Source organism: Gordonia sp. IEGM753 (assembly GCF_050321825.1).
Classification (GTDB): domain Bacteria; phylum Pseudomonadota; class Gammaproteobacteria; order Pseudomonadales; family Pseudomonadaceae; genus Aquipseudomonas.
In genome coordinates this window covers 517,959-538,712 of the sequence record NZ_JBNQGB010000002.1, presented here as the reverse complement: position 1 = coordinate 538,712, position 20,754 = coordinate 517,959, and the positions used below count along the sequence as shown (strand labels likewise).

General features: G+C 58.9%; 18 protein-coding genes, 1 tRNA gene and 1 pseudogene. 8 read left to right on the top strand and 12 right to left on the bottom strand.

Annotated elements, in window-relative coordinates; all coding sequences use genetic code 11:
- Positions 1-11: 11 nt before the first annotated feature.
- Entirely contained in the window at positions 12-716 is a 705-nt protein-coding gene (msrA, locus tag ACQR3R_RS15435; protein ID WP_428273142.1) for a peptide-methionine (S)-S-oxide reductase MsrA, read from the top strand.
- 15 nt (positions 717-731) lie between these two features.
- Here msrA and ACQR3R_RS15430 read toward each other — a convergent pair whose 3' ends face one another.
- Positions 732-1,619 (bottom strand): LysR substrate-binding domain-containing protein, encoded by an 888-nt coding sequence (locus ACQR3R_RS15430; RefSeq protein WP_428273141.1) that lies wholly within the window; start codon positions 1,617-1,619, stop codon positions 732-734.
- Positions 1,620-1,739: 120 nt separating this feature from the next.
- Between ACQR3R_RS15430 and ACQR3R_RS15425 the strand changes: the two genes are divergently transcribed.
- Positions 1,740-2,915 (top strand): acetylornithine/succinylornithine family transaminase, encoded by a 1,176-nt coding sequence (locus tag ACQR3R_RS15425; protein WP_428273140.1) that lies wholly within the window; start codon positions 1,740-1,742, stop codon positions 2,913-2,915.
- Here the strand turns inward: ACQR3R_RS15425 and ACQR3R_RS15420 are convergent.
- Positions 2,881-3,507 (bottom strand): VTT domain-containing protein, encoded by a 627-nt coding sequence (locus ACQR3R_RS15420; protein WP_428273139.1) that lies wholly within the window; start codon positions 3,505-3,507, stop codon positions 2,881-2,883. The two genes, ACQR3R_RS15425 and ACQR3R_RS15420, sit on opposite strands and share 35 nt — an antisense overlap.
- A gap of 201 nt (positions 3,508-3,708) precedes the next feature.
- Between ACQR3R_RS15420 and ACQR3R_RS15415 the strand changes: the two genes are divergently transcribed.
- A complete protein-coding gene (locus ACQR3R_RS15415; RefSeq protein ID WP_428273138.1) occupies positions 3,709-4,785 on the top strand; it encodes a hypothetical protein in 1,077 nt (358 codons plus the stop codon).
- Positions 4,786-4,787: 2 nt separating this feature from the next.
- Here ACQR3R_RS15415 and ACQR3R_RS15410 read toward each other — a convergent pair whose 3' ends face one another.
- The 5 genes from ACQR3R_RS15410 to ACQR3R_RS15390 all read right to left on the bottom strand — a co-directional run bounded on the left by ACQR3R_RS15410 (position 4,788) and on the right by ACQR3R_RS15390 (position 12,026).
- A complete protein-coding gene (locus ACQR3R_RS15410; protein WP_428273137.1) occupies positions 4,788-6,707 on the bottom strand; it encodes a hypothetical protein in 1,920 nt (639 codons plus the stop codon).
- 213 nt (positions 6,708-6,920) lie between these two features.
- Positions 6,921-7,142 carry a formate dehydrogenase subunit delta gene (locus tag ACQR3R_RS15405; RefSeq protein WP_428273136.1) on the bottom strand — a complete coding sequence of 74 codons (222 nt, stop codon included), beginning with the start codon at positions 7,140-7,142 and terminating at the stop codon, positions 6,921-6,923.
- A complete protein-coding gene (fdhF, locus tag ACQR3R_RS15400) occupies positions 7,139-10,021 on the bottom strand; it encodes a formate dehydrogenase subunit alpha (protein ID WP_428273135.1) in 2,883 nt (960 codons plus the stop codon). The genes ACQR3R_RS15405 and fdhF overlap by 4 nt, the downstream gene beginning before the upstream one ends.
- Positions 10,018-11,550, bottom strand: a complete 1,533-nt coding sequence (locus tag ACQR3R_RS15395; RefSeq protein WP_428273134.1) for an NADH-ubiquinone oxidoreductase-F iron-sulfur binding region domain-containing protein — start codon at positions 11,548-11,550, stop codon at positions 10,018-10,020. The genes fdhF and ACQR3R_RS15395 overlap by 4 nt, the downstream gene beginning before the upstream one ends.
- A complete protein-coding gene (locus ACQR3R_RS15390) occupies positions 11,550-12,026 on the bottom strand; it encodes a formate dehydrogenase subunit gamma (protein WP_428273133.1) in 477 nt (158 codons plus the stop codon). Before ACQR3R_RS15390 ends, ACQR3R_RS15395 begins: the two co-directional genes overlap by 1 nt.
- A 378-nt stretch (positions 12,027-12,404) precedes the next feature.
- On the opposite strand from ACQR3R_RS15390, the gene ACQR3R_RS15385 reads away from it, so the two are divergent.
- Both ACQR3R_RS15385 and ACQR3R_RS15380 read left to right on the top strand, forming a co-directional pair.
- Positions 12,405-12,857, top strand: a complete 453-nt coding sequence (locus ACQR3R_RS15385) for a hypothetical protein (protein WP_428273132.1) — start codon at positions 12,405-12,407, stop codon at positions 12,855-12,857.
- 29 nt (positions 12,858-12,886) lie between these two features.
- On the top strand, positions 12,887-13,255 hold the full coding sequence (locus ACQR3R_RS15380; RefSeq protein ID WP_428273131.1) for a PH domain-containing protein: 369 nt from the start codon (positions 12,887-12,889) through the stop codon (positions 13,253-13,255).
- A gap of 173 nt (positions 13,256-13,428) precedes the next feature.
- On the opposite strand, the gene ACQR3R_RS15375 is transcribed toward ACQR3R_RS15380, so the two are convergent.
- The 3 genes from ACQR3R_RS15375 to ACQR3R_RS15365 form a co-directional block, all read right to left on the bottom strand.
- Positions 13,429-15,918 (bottom strand): TonB-dependent siderophore receptor, encoded by a 2,490-nt coding sequence (locus tag ACQR3R_RS15375; RefSeq protein WP_428273130.1) that lies wholly within the window; start codon positions 15,916-15,918, stop codon positions 13,429-13,431.
- Positions 15,919-16,030: 112 nt separating this feature from the next.
- The gene (locus ACQR3R_RS15370) at positions 16,031-16,972 is read right to left on the bottom strand and encodes a FecR domain-containing protein (RefSeq protein ID WP_428273129.1); all 942 of its coding nucleotides are present in this window, start codon (positions 16,970-16,972) and stop codon (positions 16,031-16,033) included.
- Positions 16,972-17,472 carry a sigma-70 family RNA polymerase sigma factor gene (locus ACQR3R_RS15365; protein WP_428273128.1) on the bottom strand — a complete coding sequence of 167 codons (501 nt, stop codon included), beginning with the start codon at positions 17,470-17,472 and terminating at the stop codon, positions 16,972-16,974. Before ACQR3R_RS15365 ends, ACQR3R_RS15370 begins: the two co-directional genes overlap by 1 nt.
- Positions 17,473-17,685: 213 nt before the next feature.
- On the opposite strand from ACQR3R_RS15365, the pseudogene ACQR3R_RS15360 reads away from it, so the two are divergent.
- Positions 17,686-17,843 (top strand): annotated as a pseudogene (locus tag ACQR3R_RS15360) (IS3 family transposase); the annotation flags it as partial.
- Between the two features lie 35 nt (positions 17,844-17,878).
- Here ACQR3R_RS15360 and ACQR3R_RS15355 read toward each other — a convergent pair.
- Both ACQR3R_RS15355 and ACQR3R_RS15350 read right to left on the bottom strand, forming a co-directional pair.
- Complete coding sequence (locus tag ACQR3R_RS15355; protein WP_428273127.1) at positions 17,879-18,208, bottom strand: hypothetical protein; 330 nt, start codon at positions 18,206-18,208, stop codon at positions 17,879-17,881.
- Positions 18,209-18,359: 151 nt separating this feature from the next.
- Positions 18,360-18,444 (bottom strand) — tRNA-Leu (locus ACQR3R_RS15350).
- 107 nt (positions 18,445-18,551) lie between these two features.
- Here ACQR3R_RS15350 and queA point away from each other — a divergent pair.
- Both queA and tgt read left to right on the top strand, forming a co-directional pair.
- Positions 18,552-19,601 (top strand): tRNA preQ1(34) S-adenosylmethionine ribosyltransferase-isomerase QueA, encoded by a 1,050-nt coding sequence (gene queA / locus ACQR3R_RS15345; protein ID WP_428273126.1) that lies wholly within the window; start codon positions 18,552-18,554, stop codon positions 19,599-19,601.
- The gene (gene tgt / locus ACQR3R_RS15340) at positions 19,598-20,731 is read left to right on the top strand and encodes a tRNA guanosine(34) transglycosylase Tgt (RefSeq protein WP_428273125.1); all 1,134 of its coding nucleotides are present in this window, start codon (positions 19,598-19,600) and stop codon (positions 20,729-20,731) included. The genes queA and tgt overlap by 4 nt, the downstream gene beginning before the upstream one ends.
- The last annotated feature ends 23 nt before the right edge of the window (positions 20,732-20,754 follow it).

Below are 20,754 nucleotides of genomic sequence, written 5' to 3'. Positions count from 1 at the left end.
GAGTCAGCCTCATGAAATCCTTATTTACCTGGCGCCGTACCTTATTGGGACTGGCCGCTGCCAGCGTCATCGGCCAGTGCTCGGCGTTCTCTTTCGGCGCTGAAGATGCCGTGGTCATCGCGCCACCGGCCATTGATGAAATCACTCAGGCACACAGTGAAAAAGTGGTGTTCGCCGGTGGCTGTTTCTGGGGTGTGCAGGGCGTGTTCCAGCACGTCAAAGGCGTGAAAAAAGCGGTTTCGGGTTATGCCGGTGGCGCCGCGAACACCGCGCAATACGAACGTGTCAGCGAGGGCGATACCGGGCACGCCGAATCGGTTGAGGTCACGTTTGATCCGGCGCAAGTCAGCTACGGCACCTTGTTGCAGATCTACTTTTCTGTCGCGCATAACCCCACCGAACTCAACCGCCAGGGGCCGGACAGTGGCACTCAATACCGATCGACAATCTTTACTGAAAACACTGAGCAGCAGCGCGTGGCCAAGGCCTACATTGCTCAGCTGGATGCCGCGCATTCGTTCAACAAACCGATAGTGACCACATTGGAAAGCTACAACGGTTTTTACCCGGCAGAAGCGGAGCACCAGGACTTCCTGACCGAGCATCCGACCTATCCGTACATCGTCATCAATGACTTGCCAAAAGTGGCGCAGTTGAAGCAGTTGTACCCGGATCGGTATCAGGAAAAACCGGTGCTGGTGAAGGCGTCGATGTAAGCCGATGGGTGGGCGCTATGGCTTGCCCCACAGGCGCATCGCAAAGTCGACGAAGCTGCGCAATTTCGGCAAACGGTAGCGATCCTGGGTGTAAAGCAGGTGCATCGGCCGGCTCGGCAGGGTGTAGTCCTGCATCAATGCCACCAGTTTCCCATCCAGCAAGTCTTGCTCCACCAGCGCATCGGGCAGCATCACAATGCCCATCCCGGTGCGCGCGGCCTGGTGCAGCCCGGCTGAACTGTTGATCAGCATCGGGCCGCTGACCGACACCATGATCTCGCCTTGCGGCCCACTCAAGCGCCATTGTTTTTCCACCGAATGCCAGTCATCTCCCACCGGATAGGCAAAGGACAAGCAGTCGTGGTGCTGCAGGTCTTCAGGTTTATGCGGTGTGCCGCGACGCGCCAGGTAGTCCTGCGATGCGCACATTGTCAGGGTGTAGTCGATCAGGGGCCGGGCGATGATGTTCGACGCCTCGATGGCGCCCAGGCGAAACGCAACATCGAGGCCGTTTTCCAGCAGATCCGGTCGTCCGTTGGTGAGCACCACGTCCAGTTTGACGTTCGGGCAAAGCAAGGTGAACTCGCTGAGTGCCGGCGCCAGTTTTTCAGTGCCGAAGGTTAACGGCGCGGTAATACGCAAGGTGCCGCTGGGCGAATCCTGGCTCTGTTCGGCCAAGCGCTCGGAATCCGCGACCAGCCCCAACACTTCCAGACAACGCTGGTAATAAGCGGTACCGAATTCTGTCAGCCGTTGGCGTCGTGTCGTTCGGTTAAGCAGACGCACGCCCAAGCGTTGCTCTAGCGCTCGAAGGTGATTACCGACCATCGTGGTCGACATTTCGCACTGCAAAGCGGCGGCGGTCATGCTGCCGGTTTCCACCACTTTGACGTAAACGGTCATTGCCTGGAACACATCCATTATCAAGCCCAGCTTTAAAATTATTGAAGTTTTTCAGCGTTTATCCAGCTCAGGTGGCTAACCATACTGCAAAAACACCGACAATTGATGGAGCTTGATGTCATGACCGCCGCCTGCCTGATGAGCACTTACCAACCCCTGGCATTGAGTTTCAGCAAAGGCCTTGGCACACGCCTGTGGGATCAGGCCGGTCGCGAATACCTGGACGCGGTAGCGGGTGTGGCGGTGACCAATGTCGGGCATTCGCATCCGAAAATCGTTGCCGCCATCAGTGAGCAGGCTGGTTTGCTGCTGCACACCTCCAACCTCTACAGCATCGACTGGCAGCAACAGTTGGCGCAAAAACTCACCCGGTTGGCGGGCATGCAACGGGCCTTTTTCAACAACTCCGGTGCCGAGGCCAACGAAACCGCGCTGAAACTGGCGCGGCTGTACGGCTGGCGCAAGGGCATCGAGCGGCCGCTGATCGTGGTCATGCACAACGCCTTTCACGGCCGCACACTAGGCACCTTGTCCGCCAGCGACGGTCCCGCCGTACGCTTGGGTTTCAGTGAGTTGCCGGGTGATTTCGTCAAGGTGCCATTCGGCGATTTGAAGGCACTGGAAAAGGTGCAGCAAGCGCACGGTCAGCGCATCGTGGCGATCCTGATGGAGCCGATTCAGGGTGAGGGCGGCGTTCAGTTGGCACCGCCGGGTTACCTGCAAGCCGTACGTGAGTTGTGCGACCGGCGTTCATGGCTGCTGATGCTCGACGAAATCCAGACCGGTATCGGCCGCACCGGCCAGTGGTTTGCGTTTCAGCACGAAGGCATCGTGCCGGATGTGATGACCCTGGCCAAAGGCCTCGGCAATGGCATTCCCATCGGCGCGTGCCTGGCGCGGGGCAAAGCCGCCGAGCTGTTTACCCCCGGCAGTCACGGCAGCACGTTCGGCGGTAATCCACTGGCCTGTCGGGTCGGTTGCACCGTACTGCAAATCATCGAAGAGCAAGCCCTGCTGCAAAACGCCAACGTGCAAGGCGAGCGTCTGCTCGAAAGATTGCGCATCGAATTGGCCGACAACCCGAACATTCTGGCGATTCGCGGGAAAGGCCTGATGATCGGTATCGAACTCAAACAACCGATTCGTGACCTGAGCCTGATCGCCGCGCGGGATCACGGCTTGCTGATCAACGTGACACGCGGCAAAACCATACGGCTACTGCCGCCGCTAACGATTGATGAGCGGGAAGTGGAGATGATTGTCAGAGGGGTTTGTCGGGCGGTGGGGTCTGTTTGATAGAGACCGGGCCGCCATCACGCGCTTTGGCCTTGGCGCGTAAATGTCGGGCCACCGCGATCGCTGCGGCCAATACCAACACGATCAGCACAATCGGCAAGCGATACGGTTTCAGGTTGCCCAACATGCTCTCAAGCGCTTCGCCGGCCCAGTACCCGGCGCTGGCGAACAGCGTGGCCCAGACCGCCGCGCCAAGCGCATTCAACAACGTGAAACGCAGGGGCGACAGGCCGCTGGCGCCAATCACCACCGGGCCCACCAGGCGCATGCCGTACAGAAAACGCACGGCGAACACCGAAGTCGACGGGTAGCGCGCAATCAGTCCGGTGACGCGTTCGATGGCGGCTTGTTTTTTACTCAGGCGCGGCAACAGTTTTCCGCCGAAATAGCGTCCGCTCCAAAACAGCAATTGATCGCCAAGCATTCCGCCCAAACTGGCCCAGCCGATCACCGTCCACAGGTGCAAAATATGCTGGTGAGCGGCCATGCCGCCCAGAATCAGGATGGTTTCGCCCTCTATCAAGCAGCCGAAGAACACCGCCCAGTAGCCATAGGTTGCGAGCCAATAATTGAAGTCAATGTGTTCGAACAAGAGCGCTTCCCCGGATTTTCACCTGCCTGCCACCCGGTGAGACTAGTCGGCTTGCAGCACGGTGTTGATGAATGCTGTGATTTCCCCTCGTACCAATAGTTTAATTTTGATTGGCTGGCGGCTTCACGAGCGAACTGGAGTTGCGCCGGCATAAGCTTCAGAATCGTCGCCTACTCAAGGGCAGTGCGGGAGTTCTATTTCGTGTGGGTTCGACTGCTGTTTCTCATGACACTGGCTGTTGCTTCAGCGGTAAGCACCGCCACGTCGGCAACGGACCTGCCAGGGCATTATTATTTGCGCGGCCGGGAAATTGGTTCACAGATACTGCTTAAACCCGATAACACCTTTGAAGCCATGATTGTTTACGGCGGCGCCCAAGGTGCCGCGAAAGGGCGCTGGAAAAGGGATGGCCAAACCCTGACGTTAACCAGCGACGCGGTTGAGCCGCCCGCTGAAAAACTGCTGTTTGATTTAAGCCGTACGCGCAGTCTGGCAGAGCTGGCGGATGATAAAACTTCAACGCAGGCGCAGGACAACTATGTACTTGACCTCAAGTACGCACGATCGCGCCCCGTGCCGACTATCGAACCGGTGGCCGTGCAGTTCGAGTTCAATCAGGGGGCTACGCAGCAATGGCTGTGGAATAACGCGCAGGGGCGACAGTTTTACTTGCCGTTTTCCGACGCCCGCACGCTCACCAGAATTGGCTTTCCTACCGGTGATGCGGCTCAGCCACTGCAGTGGTTTGCGATCAAACCGTCGACGCGGGTTCTGTCGCTGAACTGGACAGTGGATCGCAGTAACCAGCACCTGTCGTACGATAAACCTGAAGAATTTGACCTGGTTCAATCGCAACACTACCTGCGCAATGCCCCCAGTGAACTGGCGCAGATCAGCCAGCACTACATCGTTTCAATGTACTACGGCGTTCCGGCCAAGCCGCCAGCGATCAAGCCTGTGGATATCTATTGGTCGTTCGACGATGGTTCGATACAGAAACAACTGTGGACCGATTCAAACCAACAGCAATTTTTGATGCCGCTGCTGCCCGGTAAAACATTGAAAAAACTGGGCGTGAAGTTGCGCGATAGCCATAAGGACATGGAGTGGTTCGAGGTTGCGGCGAACACCCGGACGCTCACTTTACGTTGGGAGGAGGGCCTGAATGCCGCACGTTCGACCGACCTGTCGGGGGTCTTCAACGATCTCGAACTGCAAGTAAAAGACGACTGCCTGGTCGTCGACTTGGGTAATGGCATGGCGTGTTACAGCAAGTAAGGTCAATCGCTGTGTTCGGGCGCAACCATGCGGGTTCTCGGCGAACCGTTTGAATTGTGCTGATAAATCGCCTGTGGCTGGCCTTTTTCGTTGAAGAACACTTGGCCAATTCCCGCGGAGTTCCACAACCGTTCGCCCGCTTCTGCGTGTTCGGGAATGTGCGGAATGATGCGCATGCGTCGACGTTTGGTCAGCCAGTTCAGCGGTGAGCGCGGCGAGTAGAGCCAGCGGTTGAGACGGTCGAACCATTCGAGCAGTTTCGGTGGGAATTCGTTTTTGATGCCGCTGCTGGTGATCTGCCAGATACGCGGTCCTGCCTTGCGGTGTCGGATTAATACTTCGTAGACGAAGGAATAATGCACATCGCCTGAGAGCACCACGTAGTTACCGGGTGTGCGCGAGTGTCGGAAAATGTTCAGGATCACTTGCGCCGCACCGCGATGCGCCATCCAGTTCTCGGCGTCCACCAGCAGCGGATAACCACACCAGCTGAACACTTTTTGTACAGTCTCGATCAGTTTGACGCCGAAGATCGGCGCCGGTGAAACGATGATCGCCGACGGATGATCCAGCAGTTCCTGTTGCAGTTCGCTGAGGGCTTCCCAGTCCAGCAAACCCGACGGTTGCTTGAGGTTCATCTCGCTGCGCCAACGCCGTGTACGCGTATCGATCACCACCAGCGCAGGCTGGGTCGGCAGCACGTAATGCCAGTTCTGGAACCCCAGCAGTGCGTCGATCAAGTCATCCTGAACGGCGCTGTCGAGGTATCGATCTTGTGCCGTGGCGCTTAATTGCAGGGTTTTTTCCAGCACATCGCCAAATGCATCCGGATTGTTGCCCCAGCCCTGGCACACCATATAGGCGATCAATGCGTTGCCGATGATGCGCTTGGAGAACGGATGGCCGTAGGCCGTTTCTTCCCATTGCGCGGACAAGTTCCAGTCGTCGGTGATGTCGTGGTCGTCGAAAATCATCAGGCAGGGCAAATGCGCCATCGCCCGCCCAACGCCGCCGAGCCCGGCCTTGAACGCCTCGATACGCGTTTGTTCAAGCGTATAGCGCTTAAGTCTTTCAGGCGTGAGTTCGGGTGGTTGTGCAGCGATCAGCGCCCAGGGCGTCGGCGACCACACCAATAGATACATCGCCATGACTTCGGCGAAGGTCACCAGATGATTGTCAGCACTGCTGCTAGTGAAAATCGGCTTACGCGCGCCACCGAAAAATCGCTCGCGCAGGGTTTCATTGCTTTCAAGCGCCGGTAACAAATCCGCACGGTGGTAGTAACTGGCCGGGTGCTGGTAGAGCTTTGCACTGTCGCTGACCACGGCACCTTCAAGGTGCTCCTCGAATAATTCCAGGCGCTCGATCAGGGCATGAATTGCCCGCAACATCGGCCCCGCGACATCGTCGGCGTACACCTGGTCGCCACTCATCATCAGCAATGCCGGCCGCTGCTGCGGTTCATGAGTGGTCGCGAGCAATTGATCGACGCACAGCAAACCGTCATTGGCGCGATGGTGCGGTTTGCGGCAAGAGCCGTGCAGGATCTGATCAATGCGTGACCGCAATACGAAGTTCGCCGAACGTGCGTCGCCGTACAGCAGGTGCGGCGCCCAATCGGCAATGCCTTGAGCGCCGTCAATCAGCACGTCGTAATCAATCACTGTGTCGCAGGGCAGGGCGGTATCCAGCGGCACGTCGATCAAGTGCACGAAAGCATGACGACCGACCGGGATAACCGTGCATTGCCCGGCATCAAGGCGAATATCGCCGACACCTTGCAGGCGCAATGTCAGCGCCAGCGCCCGCGTTCCTACCAGCCAAAGCACCAATCGCGCAGGCTCCAGCCGTCGCAACAGCGGTCCGACCAGAACCGGTGGCAGTGAAGTGTGATGGTCAGGCGATGGCAAAGGTACGGACATCCGGATTCAGGCTCTTGGCGCACAGCCGGCGATGATAACGCAGGTGGTTGCTGTTGCCTGTTAAGCGTTGTGAATGGTGCTGAACTGCTTCCACAGGGTTTTTGTAGTCGTCTGGCTTGCAGGCGAAGGCGCTAATGAAAGCTTCATCGCCTGCAAGTCAGCCCCCTGCAGATTTGTGGGCTTTCTGGAATATTGCCAGACCTGCCGGGCAACTTAAGCCTCCCAGCCCGCTCCACTGACTGCCTGTTGCGCCAGTGGGTGCAAATCGGCCCCGTGATGCTCCGTCTGCCAGGCCAGCAATTCCTTGCGCATGCCCGGCGTCCAGAACATCTGCAGGTGATTGCGCACCCCAAGCACAGCCTGTTGCTGATCCGGTTCGCTGGCGAAATACAGGGCGATCTGGTTGACCATTTTGATCAGGTTGTCCGTGCTCATCGGCGCACCTCCGCTTTCGCGCCGCGTGCCTGGCGACGTTCGCTGAGCAAGCGGTCCTGCTCGTCGCTGAAGGCCTGGTAGCGTTTTTGCCATTCCGAAGGATGGTAGACGCGGCTGACTTCCACGGCGGTGACTTTGTACTCGGGGCAGTTGGTGGCCCAGTCCGAGTTGTCGGTGGTGATCACGTTGGCCCCCGATTCCGGGAAGTGGAACGTGGTGTACACCACCCCCGGCGCAACCCTTTCGGTGACTCGCGCTCGCAGCACTGTCTGGCCTGCGCGGCTTCCGATGCCGACCCAATCACCTTCGTTGATGCCACGGCTTTCGGCGTCGGTCGGGTGGATTTCCAAGCGGTCTTCGTCGTGCCAGGCAACGTTTTCGGTACGTCGGGTTTGAGCGCCAACGTTGTACTGGCTGAGAATGCGCCCGGTGGTCAGCAGCAGCGGATAACGATTGTTCACCTTCTCCTCGGTGGGCACGTATCCGGTGAGCATGAAGCGGCCCTTGCCGCGCACGAATTGTTCGATGTGCATGGTCGGCGTGCCATCCGGTGCGGCGGCGTTGCACGGCCATTGCAGACTGCCGTGGCTGTCCAGTGCGGCGTAGCTGACGTTGGTGAACGTCGGCGTCAGGCTGGCGATTTCATCCATGATTTGCGACGGGTGCGTGTAGTTCATTGGATAGCCCAGCGCGTTGGCCAATGCCACGGTGCCTTCCCAGTCGGCCTTGCCGCCTAGGGGCTCCATGACCTTGCGCACCCGCGAAATACGCCGCTCGGCGTTGGTAAACGTGCCGTCCTTTTCCAGAAACGAACTGCCCGGTAAGAACACGTGGGCAAACCTGGCGGTTTCGTTGAGGAAAATATCCTGCACCACCACGCATTCCATGGCCGACAGCGCCGCGGTGACGTGCTGGGTATTCGGGTCACTCTGGGCGATGTCTTCACCCTGGCAATACAAACCCTTGAAACTGCCGGCCAGCGCCGCTTCAAACATGTTGGGAATACGCAGGCCCGGGTCCGGTTGCAGCGTGACATTCCACGCCTGTTCGAACTGCGTGCGCACCACTTCGTTGGAAATGTGGCGGTAACCCGGCAGTTCGTGAGGGAACGACCCCATGTCGCACGAACCCTGAACGTTGTTTTGCCCACGCAGCGGATTCACGCCGACGCCTTCGCGGCCGATGTTGCCAGTGGCCATGGCCAGGTTCGCGATGCCCATCACCGCCGTGCTGCCTTGGCTGTGCTCGGTGATGCCCAAGCCGTAGTAGATCGCCGCGTTGCCGGCGCCTGCATACAAACGAGCGGCGGCTCGGATGTCGGCGGCGTCGACGCCGCAAATGAGGCCAAGCACTTCCGGCGAGTTTTCCGCGCGGCTGACAAACTCACTCCAGCGGGCGAAATCGCTGCCCTCGCAACGTTCGTCGATAAAGGCCTGGTTGAGCAGCCCTTCGGTGACGATGGTGTGGGCCAACGCGTTGAGCATGGCGACGTTGGTGCCCGGGCGCAGGGCCAGGTGCAGCTCGGCGCGGGCGTGCACCGAGTCCACCAGATCAATGCGCCGTGGGTCGATCACGATCAGCCGCGCACCTTCACGCAAGCGACGTTTGAGCTGGGAAGCAAACACCGGATGCGCATCGCTCGGGTTGGCGCCCATCACCAGAATCACGTCGGCCTTCATCACCGAGTCGAAACTCTGGGTGCCGGCCGACTCGCCCAAGGTTTGTTTCAAACCATAGCCGGTCGGCGAGTGGCAAACCCGCGCACACGTGTCGACGTTGTTATTGCCGAACGCAGCGCGCACCAGTTTTTGCACCAGGTAGGTTTCTTCGTTGGTGCAGCGGCTGGAGGTGATGCCGCCAATCGAATCGCGACCGTACTTTTGCTGCAAGCGACGGAATTCGCTGGCGGCGTAAGTCACCGCCTCATCCCAGCTGACTTCCTGCCACGGGTCTTTGATGTTGTTGCGGATCATCGGTTTGGTGATGCGATCCGGGTGGGTCGCGTAGCCCCACGCAAAGCGTCCTTTGACGCAGGAATGACCGTGATTCGCCTGGCCATTCTTGTCCGGCACCATGCGTACCAACTTGTCGCCTTTCATCTCGGCGCGGAACGAGCAGCCCACGCCGCAATAGGCGCACGTGGTGATCACGCTGCGTTCCGGTTGACCGAGTTCGACCACGCTTTTTTCCATCAGCGTCGCGGTCGGGCAGGCCTGTACACAGGCGCCGCAAGACACGCATTCCGAGTCGAGGAAGTTCTCGCCACCAGCCGCCGAAACCCGGGATTCAAAGCCGCGCCCGGTGATGGTCAGGGCAAAGGTGCCTTGGGTTTCTTCGCAGGCGCGCACGCAGCGGTTGCAGACGATGCACTTGCTCGGGTCGTAATCGAAGTAAGGGTTGGAGGTGTCTTTCACATCGGCCAGATGGTTGTCACCTTCATAGCCGTAACGCACCTCGCGCAAGCCAACCTGACCGGCAACGGTTTGCAGCTCACAGTTGCCGTTGGCCGAGCAGGTCAGGCAGTCCAGCGGGTGATCGGAGATGTACAACTCCATCACGTTGCGCCGCAGGGTCGCGAGTTTCGGCGTTTGGGTGTGCACGCTCATGCCTTCGCTGACCGGCGTGGTGCAGGACGCCGGGTAGCCGCGCATGCCATCGATCTCCACCAGGCACATGCGGCAAGAGCCGAAGGCTTCCAGACTGTCGGTGGCGCACAGTTTGGGAATGGTGGTGCCCAGCAGCGCAGCGGCGCGCATTACCGAGGTGCCTTCGGGCACGCTGATGCTGCGGCCATCAATGTTCAGGGTGACTTGCACCTGGCTGTCGCGGGCGGGCGTGCCGAGATCGATATCGGTTTTCGGGTCGAAGTAAGTGATCATTGGTCGGCCTCCGAGGGCTGCAGACCGAAGTCGGCGGGGAAGTACTTGAGGGCGCTGACCACCGGAAATGGAGCCATGCCGCCCAACGCGCAGAGCGAACCGTATTGCATCGTGTCGCACAGGTCCTTGAGGATGATCGCCTGTTCATCGCGACTGCTTTGGTCCGGCGCGGCCAGCAAACGGTCAATCACCTCCACGCCCCGGGTCGAACCGATGCGGCACGGCGTGCATTTACCGCAGGATTCCTCGGCGCAGAACTGCAGGGCGAAGCGCGCCATGTGCGCCATGTCCAGACTGTCGTCCGCCACCACCACGCCGCCGTGACCGAGCATCGCGCCGATGCCGGCGAAGGCCTCGTAATCCAGCGGCGTGTCGAATTGCGAAGGTGGCACCCAGGCGCCGAGCGGGCCGCCCACTTGCGCGGCTTTCAGTGGACGGCCGCTGGCGGTACCGCCGCCGTAGCCTTCCACCAATTCGCGCAGGGTCAGGCCGAAGGCGCGTTCCACCAGGCCGCCGTAACGAATGTTGCCCGCCAATTGGAAGGGCATGGTGCCCAGGGAACGGCCCATCCCGTAATCACGATAGAACTGCGCACCCTTGGCCAGAATCAGCGGCACCGAGGCCAGCGTCAGCACGTTGTGCACCAGCGTCGGCTGCCCAAACAGGCCTTTCAACGCAGGAATCGGCGGCTTGGCGCGGACGATGCCGCGTTTGCCTTCGAGCGAGTCCAGCAGCGCGGTTTCTTCACCGCAGATGTAGGCGCCGGCGCCGACGCGCACTTCCATGTCGAAAGCCTGGCCGCTGCCGCTGACATTGTTGCCGAGGTAACCGTTGGACCGGGCGATGTCCAGCGCTGCTCGCAAGGTGGCCACGGCATCCGGATATTCCGAGCGCACGTAAATGTAGCCGTAACTGGCGCCAACGGTAATACCGGCAATGGCCATGCCTTCGACCAGCAGGAACGGGTCACCTTCCATCAACATGCGGTCGGCGAAGGTGCCGGAGTCGCCTTCGTCGGCATTGCACACAATGTACTTTTGCGCCGCTTGAGTGGCGCGTACGGTTCGCCATTTGATCCCGGCCGGAAACGCCGCGCCGCCACGCCCACGCAGGCCTGAATCGAACACTGCTGTCGCGGTCTCATCGCCGCCAATGGCGACAGCTCTTTTCAAACCCTCGAAACCGCCGTGGGCCCGGTAATCATCCAGCGACAACGGCCGGGTAATGCCGGCGCGGGCAAATAGCAGGCGTTGTTGCGTTTTCAGGTAGGGCAATTCCTCCACCAGACCCAAGGCCAGCGGATGTGCGGTGGAATCGCTTTGCAGCGCATCCAGCACGGACGGCACGTCGGCAGCCGTCAGCGGGCCGAAGCCGATACGACCTTGCGCAGTGTCGACTTCCAATAGCGGTTCCAGCCAATACAGGCCACGAGAACTGGTCCGTTGCAGGTCTTGATCGCCAAGGGCCAACGCGACCTCATCGGCACCCACGGCACGGGCCAGCGAATCAGCAGGCAAATAAAGAGGCATCACGCGTCCTCCCGGCAAGCATCAAGCAGTGCATCCAGACGCTCGGCACTCAGCCGGGCGTGCACCTGACCATCCAGTTCCAGTGCGGGCGAACAGGCGCAGGCACCGAGGCAATACACCGGACGCAAACTGATGCTGCCATCAGCGCTACTGCCGTGGTCATCGAGTTGCAGACGTTCGCGCAACTGCGCCGCAAGCTGCTCGGCGCCGCGACTCTTGCACGACTCCGCCCGGCACAGCCGCAGGATATGCCGGGCCGGTGGCGCGGTACGAAAGTCATGGTAAAAGCTGATTACCCCACGAATCTCGGCCTGACTCTGATTGAGGGCGTGGGCAATCTCGGGAATGGCAGCATCGGGGATGTAACCGATGCCCGCCTGAATCTCATGAAGAATGGGCAACAGCGCACCGGGGGAGCGTTTGTGGCGCTCCAGCAGACTGTTGACCATTGGCAGGTGCAACATCTCATCAGGCATACAGCAATCCTCACGGTCACGGACAAACCAGGCGGTTGTCGATCGTCCGAAAGTGTCGGCTGCGGCATTCACACCACGTCACGGTATCGTGGCATTTTCAGGCCGTTGGCCAGGGCACCCTTGAGAGGGCGTCTTGTTATGCCCGGCGCGGTCTTCGCCGCACCGCTATAAAGGGCAATAAAATCAGATTGCCACGCTGCCCTTGAATAACCTGCACCAAAGCGACGTGTTCGGTTCTGTCTACGACTTCCCGTTAAGTCTAGAAGAGCACAACCCAAGGCGCGCGATGTCTGAAATATTTTGTGGCACAAGCGCAGCACGCGCGCGAATCACAGTGACCGTACGATGCCGTCCGACGTGACTGCAAAAGGAGCCCACATGAACAGATTCATCCTGCCAGCGCTGGTCATCCTGATTACAGCGCAATCCCCGGCCTACGCCATCAACGACAAATACCGTCAACAACTGGAGCAGTCCGGTTGCACACAAGTCAGCGAAGCCCAAGGCTGTGACATCCACAAAACCAAGGCTGAAAACGCCAAGGCCGGCTTCACCAACCCCGCCGCCGACAACCCAGGCACTCCAACCCCCTACGTCGGGCAATGGGTGGCCAAGAGCGATGCCGGCGCAACCGTCGCCACCATCCGCGTCGACGCCAAAGAACACGTCTGGGTCAACGGCAAACGGGTAAACGCCAAACGCACTGACGGCACACTCCAATTCCACCAAGGCAAAATCACCTTCACCCTCCAGGGCGACCGACGCCTGCAAAATCAGGACTACTGGATGGACAGCGACGCCGGGACCAAGGGACCGATTCAGATCGAATAGCCACCAAGGACATAAAACAGGAGCGGCCAATGATAGATTTCAATAACAAGGGATTCTTCAAACTCAAGCAAAACGAAGAATACGCTCAACGCGTTACCGACCTTTTGCTCGAAGGCGAACACGTGATCGACGCCTACAAATCCATGCGTGATGGCGTGGTGTTCACCAACAAACGCATCATTGCCGTCAACGTACAAGGCATCACCGGCAGCAAAAAAGACTTCACCTCGCTGCCGTACAAAAACATCGTCGCGTACTCGGTGGAAACATCCGGCACGTTCGACATGGACTCAGAACTGGAGGTCTACTTCTCGTCACTGGGCAAGGTGAAGTTCGAATTCACCGGCAGGACCTCCATGGTGCAAATCTCCAAACTCATCTCCCAGCACGTGCTCTGACCCAAATACGAGAAAGCCCCGAAAAAACCGGGGCTTCACCTAGCTATATACAATTCAGTGTGGGAGCGAGCCTGCTCGCGATATCGTCAGACCAGCCCACAAAGAGCCGAATCCACCACCCTCCCAAACACTCCGCCCTCGAGCCACTAACCTTCAGATCCGACTTTGTCCGCTTAGAAGTCGTACTTGGTAGTCAACATGAAGTTGCGCGGTGCGCCGTAGGAGCCACTACGGAAGTTCTCGTCCAGTGAGCTGATGTATTTCTTGTCGAACAGGTTATTGACGGTTGCAGTGGCCGACCATTGAGAGGTCAGCTGATAACGCGTCATCAGGTTAGCGGTGGCGTAGTCACCTTGTTTTACTTTGGCTGGAGCCGGCAGTTGCCAGCTATCCACGGTCATATGGATGCCGCTCTGCCAGTTCACACCACCGCCAACGGTCACTCGGTCCAGCTCGCCAGGTAGGCGGTAAGTGGTCCAGACCTTGACCATGTCGGCCGGAATAATGGTTTTGACGCGCTCGTTTTCAGAGTCCTTGACCACGCTGTGGCTGTAGCTGGCATTCAGGTTCCAGTCCGGCAGCAGTTCGCCGCTGACTTCCATGTCGATGCCGCGGGTTTTGGTCTTTTTCGCTTTGTAGGCGGTTATGTTGCTGTTGCCGATAACCGTTCCATCAGCGATGGCGTCATTTTCCAGATCGACCTCAAACAACGCGATAGCAGTGTTCAAGCGGCCACCATAATAGTCGCTCTTGAGGCCGATTTCGTAGTTGTCGCCTTCACGCGGGTCCAGCAAGTGGCCACTGGTGTCGCGGTACGGCTGCGGCTTGAAGATGCTGGTGTAGCTGGCATAGATGGAGTGGTTGGGGGTCAGATCGTAAACGATGCCGGCATAGGGCGTGACCTTGCCGTTAACCCGTAGGGTGTCATCGGTTTCAAAGGCCTTCAGGCTGGCCACGTTGTAATGAAACATGGCGTCGTAGCGGTAATTACTAACGCGCGTACCCAGGATTACCGAGAGGTCATTGGTCGGCTTCAGGCGGGTCGCCAAGTAGACGCCGTTCTGCCATTGGTTAATGTTGTCGTCTTCACGGTTGAAGTTGTAAGACGCGTTGGGCGCATAGTTGTCCCAGCTGTAGATATTCACCGGCTTGCCGCTGACGCCGTTGTTACTGGTGCCGTTGGCCAACAGGTTACCGAAGCCGTTACGGCGGTTTTCGTAGCCCTGGTAGTTGAAACCGACCACCAGTTCATGCTCACGCCCCAGCAACTCGAAGGGGCCAGAGAGCATCACGTCCACGCCTTTTTGCTCTTGCGTGTTATCACCCTTGGTCGCGGTAAAGCCCAGCCCGGCACCGGTCTGTGAATTGACGAAACCGGTGGTGGTACCGACGATGATCGAGTCGTACTCGCGCGTGCCATACAGGGAGTTGGCGGAGACTTTCAAGGTCCAGTCGTGGTCTAGCTTTTGCTCGATCGACGCGAAGGCGTTCACCGATTCCTGGCGGTTGGAGCTGTCGCGACTGGCAGGGTTGTCACTGCGCGACAAGTTCAATTGTTTGCCCTTGTTGTCCAGCATCGGCAGGCCAGTGGTGGAGAATCCGCGCGGATCGTTGTAGAGGTATTCGGCGCCGACGGTCACCAAGGTACTGTCGCTCAGGTCAAATTCCGTTACGCCATAAAGGATGGTTTTTTCCTGCTGCAGGTGATCGGTAAAGCTGTTGGCCTGCTGGTAGGCCGCGACCGCACGCCCGCGCACATTGCCGGTAGGGGTCAGCGGGCCGGATACGTCAACTTCGGTTCGGTACAGGTCCCAGGAGCCCAGGCCAGCGCTGACGTAGCCCTGGAATTTTGAGGTTGGCTTCTTGCGCACCAGGTTGATGGTGCCGGAAGGATCGCCGGTGCCTGACAACAGGCCCGAGGCGCCGCGCAGTACTTCCACGTGGTCGTAGATCGCCATGTCAGACAGCGCCTGGGGCAAGGCTTGGCTGAACGCGAACGAGGTGGTCGGCATGCCGTCATATTGGTAATTATCAATGGCCAAACCGCGCGAGAACACGTATAGGCGGTCGCTGCCGGGGCTTTGTACGTTGATCCCTGGGGTCTGCTCCAGCACCGAGCCGATACTGTTCAGGTTCTGGTCGTCGATGCGCTGGCGGGTCATGACGCTGACGGATTGAGGGGTTTCCTTCAGGCTCAGGCTCAGTTTGGTCGCCGTGGTTGTGGAGCCTACGGTGTAGGAACCGGTGTTTTCGCTGACGCCATCCAGTGCCTGTCCGGAGATGTTTGTGGCACCTAATTGCAGAACGTCATCCTTGGGGGCAGGCACTAACACATAGGCGCCATTGGCTTGGCGTTGAGCCTGCAAACCGCTGCCCGCCAGCAGGCGCGCGAGGCCTTCGTCGACGCTATAGGTGCCTGTCAATCCTTGCGTGGTCATGCCCTGGGTCTGCGCGGTATTAAACGACAACGTGACATTCGCCGCTGTCGCAAACAAGCTCAGGGCCGCGCCGAGCGAGCCCGATCTAATCTGGTAAGCATGGGGCTGGGTTTGCGCCAGTACTTGAGTCGATGCAAGGCTCAAGGCTGAGAATACGCTGAGCGTCACAGCCAGATGAACAGTCTGCGCTAGTGGCCAGGCGGCGCTGAGGGTGAATCGTGACATTGGGGTTTCCTTCCGTTGGCAGGGCACAGAGGCAGTCGTGAATGCTGCGTTCTGTACATGGCCGAACGAAAACGTAAATCGGCAACCCTAGATGAGAGTAATTCGCAAAAAATTAAGCGGCTTCGACGCTGGCCCAATAGCGCGTCACGAAGTGAACGGTGACTGGGAGGGATTGGCTGAGGTTTTCCAGGATCGTATCGGTGTCATCGATGCGGAATGCGCCGCTGAGGCGCAGGTTTGCAATGGTAGGAGCACAGCGCAGCACGCCCGTTCGGTAGCGGCTGAGCTCAGCGATAAAGTCCGCCAGACGCCAATCGATCACCGTCAACATTCCTTGGCTCCAGGCGCCTGAACCTTGCGGGGCGGGTGTAACGTCACTGATCTCGTCTCGATTGAAGTGAGCCCGTTGACCGGCGTTCAGGCGCAGCACCCGCGAAGGGTGATTTAAGGGGCGTAGTTCTACGGCCTTTTCCAGCACGCACACGTCGGTGGACGTTGGCTCGCAACGCACTGTGAAGCGGGTGCCCAAGGCGCGTATGCTGCCTTGCGGCGCCTCAACGATAAGGGGGCGGCTGTCGCTGCCAGTTTGTAAGAGGATTTCGCCGCGGTGGAGGCGGATCAAGCGCATCTCGGCGCTAAATTTGATGTCTACCGCGCTGTCGGTATTGAGATCCAGCTGGCTACCGTCGTCCAGCCGCAAGTGGCGGCGCTGGCCGGTGGCGGTGCGCTGGTCGGCGAGCATGGCGCGGTAGGGCAGGTGCTCAGTGGCGAGCCAGCTGCTGCCGCCCACCGCCAGCAGCAGGCCAAGGGTTTTGAGCACCGCCCTGCGGTGGGCCTGTACCCCGGCCAGCGTCGACAGCGACACATCCGCTGGCAGCGCGGCCCATTGATTCTGCAATTTCTCTACCCTCGCCCAAGCCCGCGCATGCTGCGGGCTGGCAGCCAGCCAATTCCGCCATGCCTGGTGATCGGCCTCTGTGGGCGCTGTGCTGTTGAGGCGCACATACCAGGAGGCGGCGACTTCCAGGGTTTGCAGGTCGAGGGGCGTGGCCATCAGTCCTCCGTCAGTAGCAGGCAGTGGGTCATGGCGCGGATCACGTGTTTTTTTACGGTGGTCACCGACACCCCAACGCGTTCCGCGGTAGCCACATAACTCAAGCCTTCCAACTGCACGGCGAGAAAAATCTGCCGCGTACGCTCGCCCATGCCGTCTAGCATTTTATCGATTGCCACCAGGGTCTCAAGAATCATCAGCCGGGTTTCAGGCGAGATATCCAGCCGTTCCGGGCGCAGAGCCAAGGCTTCCAGATACGCCTGCTCAAGTGCACGGCGGCGGAATTTGTCGATCATGAGCGCACGGGCGATGGCGCTCAGGTAGGTACGTGGTTCGCGGATATGTTCAACATCACGAGAGGTGAGCAAGCGTACAAACGTGTCCTGAGCCAAATCTGCTGCATCACTAGCGTTACCCATGCGGGCGCGTAACCAGCTTTTGAGCCAGCCATTATGTTCGCTATACAGCACGTGCAGGGCGCAAGGATCAGGAGCTGGCATGAGCGGCAAAACCAACCTATCAAGTGATAATGAGTCCTATTATCTTTATTGCGCCAGATTTTCGCAATATGGCTGTTGGCTGAGGTGCAGTTGCCCCTCGGGCATTCGATTATGTTGCTTGGCTTGCTTAAATCTATCCGGCGTCTATCGGGTGAATCACCCGCGCCACGATGAGAGTCGCGCCTGACGATGGTGAGCAACTCGGTCGATCGGAATTACCTGGCTGTCGTGCTGGATTTTTGCACGCGCCGGGTATGGGCTGGGCGTTGTCGGAAAAGCCGGACGCCGAGCTGGTTATCAAGGCGCTGGATATGGCGTACGAGCAAGGAGGAAGGCCTCAGGGCCGCTGTTTCGGGGGCAGGCGCGGTTCGTGGATCATATGTTCCCCCTTCGCGCCGCCTCATACTCACTGGATATCTTTCAGGTAATTCTTGAGTGCAATGAGTGGAGCATTGAGTTGCTCCAATGTACGTGCACTGCTGGAATCAGCTGACAGCCGCAGCAACTCACGTCCCAGTGGCGTATCAGCACCGCCTATCGCCTCTAATGCCAAATTTACGCAGTGCGCCACTCTGAGCTGAATGCCCTCGACATCCCCCCGCCGCACCAGCAACCCAAAAACCTCCCGCTCGTAATCGCTCATGATCGGATCATCGCGCAGAATCGGACTCGAATCCTCCGTCTCATAAGCAAGCTTGAGGCAAAAAAGAGCGACGGTTTCCAGCAGCAATTCCATGGGGTGAATCCTTGAGAGGGGTCTTACCGACCGAGGATTTGAAAAATCAAAAAGCATCGCCGGCAAGGCAGCTCGCACAGAGCGGCAGTGGCGCTGCCACTTTATCGCAGGCGAAAAAAAAGGCCTTGCAAAGCAAGACCTTTCTTAATTTTGGTGCCCCGAGGGAGACTCGAACTCCCACTCCTTTCGAAAACGGATTTTGAATCCGCCGCGTCTACCAATTCCGCCATCAGGGCTCAATGGCGGCGAAGTATAGAGACGAGATAACCGTTGGTCAATCAGTAACATGGAGAAATTTTGATATTTCCGCTAGACTTCCCGGCCCTGCTAGACGAACCCCATCATGCGCGTTGCTGACTTTACCTTCGAGCTCCCTGATTCGCTGATTGCTCGCCATCCTTTGGCCGAGCGTCGCAACAGTCGCCTGTTGACCCTTGATGGGGTCAGCGGCGCCCTGGCACACCGTCAATTCACTGATTTGCTGGAGCATTTGCGCCCCGGCGATTTGATGGTGTTCAACAATACCCGGGTGATTCCGGCGCGGCTTTTTGGCCAGAAGGCTTCCGGCGGCAAGCTGGAAATTCTGGTAGAGCGCGTGCTCGACAGCCATCGCGTGCTGGCGCATGTGCGCTCCAGCAAGTCGCCGAAGCCGGGTTCCAAGATTCTTATCGACGGTGGTGGCGAAGCTGAAATGCTGGCGCGTCACGATGCGCTGTTCGAGCTTGGTTTCGCCGAAGAGGTGTTGCCGTTGCTCGAACGGGTCGGGCACATGCCGTTGCCTCCTTATATAGATCGCCCGGATGAAGGCTCGGACCGCGAGCGTTATCAGACGGTGTACGCCGAGCGCTTGGGCGCGGTGGCGGCGCCGACGGCGGGGCTGCATTTCGATCAGCCGCTGATGGAGGCGATTGCCGCCAAGGGCGTCGAGACTGCGTTCGTGACCTTGCACGTCGGTGCGGGCACGTTCCAGCCAGTGCGCGTCGAGAAGCTTGAAGATCACCACATGCACAGCGAATGGCTGGAAGTCGGCCAGGACGTGGTGGATGCGGTTGCGGCTTGCCGCGCTCGCGGTGGTCGCGTGGTGGCGGTGGGCACCACCAGTGTGCGTTCGCTGGAAAGTGCTGCGCGCGATGGCGTGCTCAAGCCGTTCAGTGGCGATACCGATATTTTTATTTTTCCGGGTCGGCCGTTTCACGTGGTCGATGCCTTGGTCACCAACTTCCATTTGCCTGAATCCACGCTGTTGATGCTGGTTTCGGCCTTCGCCGGTTATCCCGAAGCCATGGCCGCTTATAAAGCCGCCGTGGAGCATGAATACCGATTTTTCAGCTACGGTGATGCGATGTTTATCACCCGTAACCCTGCACCACGTGGCCCTGAGGAAACAGAATGAGTCGCCAAAGTCGTATGTCGTTTGAGCTGCTTGCCACCGATGGCAAGGCTCGTCGCGGTCGTTTGACCTTCCCGCGCGGTACTGTCGAGACTCCGGCATTCATGCCGGTTGGCACGTACGGCACCGTGAAAGGCATGCTGCCGCGGGATATCACCGCGACCGGCGCGGAAATCATTCTGGGCAACACTTTTCACTTGTGGCTGCGCCCTGGCACTGAAGTGATCAAGAAGCACGGCGACCTGCATGATTTCATGCAGTGGAAAGGCCCGATCTTGACCGACTCCGGTGGTTTTCAGGTGTTCAGCCTGGGCGCGATGCGCAAGATCAAGGAGGAGGGCGTGACGTTCGCTTCTCCGGTTGATGGCGCCAAAGTATTCATGGGCCCGGAAGAGTCGATGCAGGTTCAGCGTGACCTGGGCTCGGACATCGTGATGATTTTCGACGAATGCACGCCGTACCCGGCTGATGAAGATGTGGCGCGCATTTCCATGGAGCTGTCGTTGCGTTGGGCCAAGCGTTCGAAAGAAGCGCATGGCGACAACACGGCGGCCCTGTTTGGCATCGTTCAGGGCGGCATGCACCAGGATTTGCGCATGCGTTCGCTGGAAGGTCTCGACAACATCGGTTTCGATGGCCTGGCCATCGGTGGCCTGTCGGTGGGCGAGCCCAAGCACGAAATGATCAAGGTGCTGGATTACCTGCCGGGTCAGATGCCGGCTGACAAACCTCGTTACCTTATGGGCGTTGGCAAACCTGAAGATCTCGTGGAGGGTGTGCGCCGCGGTGTGGACATGTTCGATTGCGTGATGCCAACCCGTAATGCCCGCAATGGGCATCTGTTCATTGATACAGGCGTGCTGAAGATCCGTAACGCGTTCCATCGCCATGATGATTCGCCGCTGGATCCGACCTGCGATTGCTACACCTGCCAGAACTTCTCCCGTGCTTATCTGCACCATCTGGACAAGTGTGGCGAAATGTTGGGTAGCATGTTGAATACCATCCACAATTTGCGCCATTACCAGGTGCTTATGGCTGGTTTGCGCGAGGCTATTCAACAGGGTACATTGGCCGCCTTTGTCGATGCCTTCTACGCCAAACGCGGGCTACCCGTTCCGCCTTTGGACTGAGTTTTCTGACCCCAAGATTCAAC